Below are 2,442 nucleotides of genomic sequence, written 5' to 3'. Positions count from 1 at the left end.
TTCAACATCAAAGAAACCAGACTGCTTCATATCGCCATTCCCTCAATCAACGCAGAAGAAATAGAATCATACAGAAGACCTCAAAACCAGGGGGTTTTTAGAACCCTCCAGTTAAATGCAACCAGAGAAACATCGCCAAGATCCGTCAAATATGACTTTATATTCTTCCCGTACAAATCAAGATATTCATCTGCATCAAAAAAAGCGATCCAATCAAATTCCTGTCCATAACAGGTCAAGGCATCATTATAAGCACGGATTTGTCTTATATCGTGCCGATCCCGGTTTACATGATTCCGCTTGTAGCGAATATCAAAACCCTTTTTAAGGGAAAGTATAACTTCTTCTGTTTTATCATCAGAAAAATCATTATAGATAATAAAACTGTCAAAACCCAAAGAACTATGCCACGCTATCCAATAGGGCAACTCAACAGCTTCATTCTTGACCACCAAACATATTGCCGTTTTCATCGACCTTCTTCCCAACTAGTCGCCCTGATACGTGACAAACATTTTGTTCCGATACTCAGGCGTGAGGTGTACACAGATTTTGATACTCCATACTATATTTAAGAACAGAGTGTGAAACCAATGCGTGGAACGATCTGGAATGGCCGTATTCAGCGGCAGACGTCCATTTTCAGGCTTTCCCCAACCGGCTATGCCGCCGCCCATAGCCGAAATACACACCCAGGCCGATCACCAGCCATACCAGAAGCCGGACCCATGTCAGGCCGTCCAGCGACACCATCATCCCAAGACATGACACCACGCCCAGAATGGGAAAAACCGGGCCGCCCGGCACCCTGAACCGCCGCTCGGCCTCCGGGGCCTGTTTGCGGAGCACCAGAACGCCCACACAAACGATGATGAAGGCCAGCAATGTGCCGATAGAAGTCATATGCCCCAATTCGGCAATAGGCAGAAACGCCGCAAGGAGGCTGGTCAGCACCATGAAGAACAGGTTCGACAGCCACGGCGTGCCAAAACGCGGATGCGTGCGACTGAACAGCGACGGCAGCAGACCGTCACGCGCCATTGCAAAGAAAACCCGGCTCTGGCCCAGCAGCAGAACCAGCAAGACGGAAGTGAAACCGCACAGAATGCCGAGTTTTATGGCAACCTGAAGCCACGCGATGTGTGTACGGTCGACGGCCGTGGCTACAGGCGCCGGATCGAAGGCCATTGCGCGATAATTCACGATCCCCGTCAGCACCAGCGAGAAACTGACGTAAACCAGCGTGCAGATCGCAAGACTGCCAAGGATGCCGATCGGCATGTCCCGCTTTGGATTGCGGGTTTCCTGTGCGGCCGTGGAAAGCGCATCGAACCCGACATAGGCAAAGAAAACGGTCCCGGCAGCGCGCATGATTCCAGAAAGGCCAAACTGACCGAACGTCCCGGTGTTGGGAGGAATAAACGGGTGATAGTTCGCCGTCTCGATATAGGAGATGCCAAAGGCAATGAACGCCGCAATCACCAACAGTTTGATCGTAACGATGACGGCGTTCACCTTTGCTGATTCCGAGGTGCCGCGGATCAACAGGGCCGACACGGCCATGAGAATGAAGGCCGCTGGCAAATTGGCCACGCCTGTCGTGAGCGTTCCATCGGGCAGATGCACCGTCTCGAAAGGCGAGGCCACAAGCCGCGCGGGCAGATGGATCCCCCATCCGGCCAGAAGCGAATTGATATACCCCGACCAGCTTACCGACACCGTCGCCGCACCAACGGCATATTCCAGCACCAGATCCCAACCGATGATCCACGCCACGAGTTCACCCATCGTGACATAGGCATAAGAATACGCGCTGCCTGCGATGGGGATCATGCCCGCCAGTTCACTGTAGCACAGCCCCGCAAACCCGCAGGCGATGGCGGCCACCAGATAGGCCAGTGTCACGGCCGGCCCGGCATTGTTGCCCGCCGCCACGCCCGTCAGCGAAAACAGACCGGCGCCAATGGTGCAGCCAACCCCAAGGGCAACCAGACTGAGCGGTCCGAGCACCCGTTTCAGTCCCGCATCTCCCACATCGGCGGCAATCGATTTGCGACGGAAAAGAGAGGAGAGCGGGGATAGCGAATGTTGCGACATACGGCAGGGGTCTTTTTTCTGACAGAAACGGGCGACGGAACGTGACGCCCTTCCACGAATGGTAGTTTTCCTGTCCCGAAAAGGCTACAAGCGCGCCAAGGGCAAGGGTGAGCGCGGCCAGAAAGCTGCAACGCGACCCTATCTGCCAATGTGATGTGCTGCTCGGAAACAGGGAGTTCCAGTGTGAGCGAGACGGATCTGCATCGTTTTTTCCAAGCCTCCCTGCGTGAGGTCGACCCTGCTGTTGCGTCGGCGATTGGTGCCGAGCTTGAGCGCCAGCGCGACGGGATCGAACTGATCGCCTCCGAGAACATGGTCTCCGAGGCCGTGCTTCAGGCCCAGGGC

At 54.8% G+C, this 2,442-nt stretch carries 2 protein-coding genes and 1 pseudogene; 1 reads left to right on the top strand and 2 read right to left on the bottom strand.

Translation table 11 applies throughout. The features are described 5' to 3' along the window. Window positions 1-80 precede the first annotated feature (80 nt). The gene (locus tag GOB87_RS16325) at window positions 81-473 is read right to left on the bottom strand and encodes a glycosyltransferase family 2 protein (protein ID WP_166319135.1); all 393 of its coding nucleotides are present in this window, start codon (window positions 471-473) and stop codon (window positions 81-83) included. Between the two features lie 169 nt (window positions 474-642). Then, entirely contained in the window at window positions 643-2,097 is a 1,455-nt protein-coding gene (locus GOB87_RS16320) for an amino acid permease (RefSeq protein ID WP_166319132.1), read from the bottom strand. Between the two features lie 183 nt (window positions 2,098-2,280). Here GOB87_RS16320 and glyA point away from each other — a divergent pair. Beyond that, a pseudogene (gene glyA, locus GOB87_RS16315) lies at window positions 2,281-2,442 on the top strand (serine hydroxymethyltransferase); the annotation flags it as partial.

This window comes from Acetobacter estunensis, assembly GCF_011516945.1.
In the GTDB taxonomy this organism is placed as follows: Bacteria; Pseudomonadota; Alphaproteobacteria; order Acetobacterales; family Acetobacteraceae; genus Acetobacter; species Acetobacter estunensis.
The sequence above is the reverse complement of the archived record's forward strand: the minus strand, read 5'-3'. Positions and strand labels throughout refer to the sequence as shown.

What these genes read in the sequence shown, in the direction of transcription:
- GOB87_RS16325 (WP_166319135.1), bottom strand. Translation starts at nt 473, where the DNA reads ATGAAAACGGCAATATGTTTGGTGGTCAAGAATGAAGCTGTTGAGTTG.
- GOB87_RS16320 (WP_166319132.1), bottom strand. Translation starts at nt 2,097, where the DNA reads ATGTCGCAACATTCGCTATCCCCGCTCTCCTCTCTTTTCCGTCGCAAA.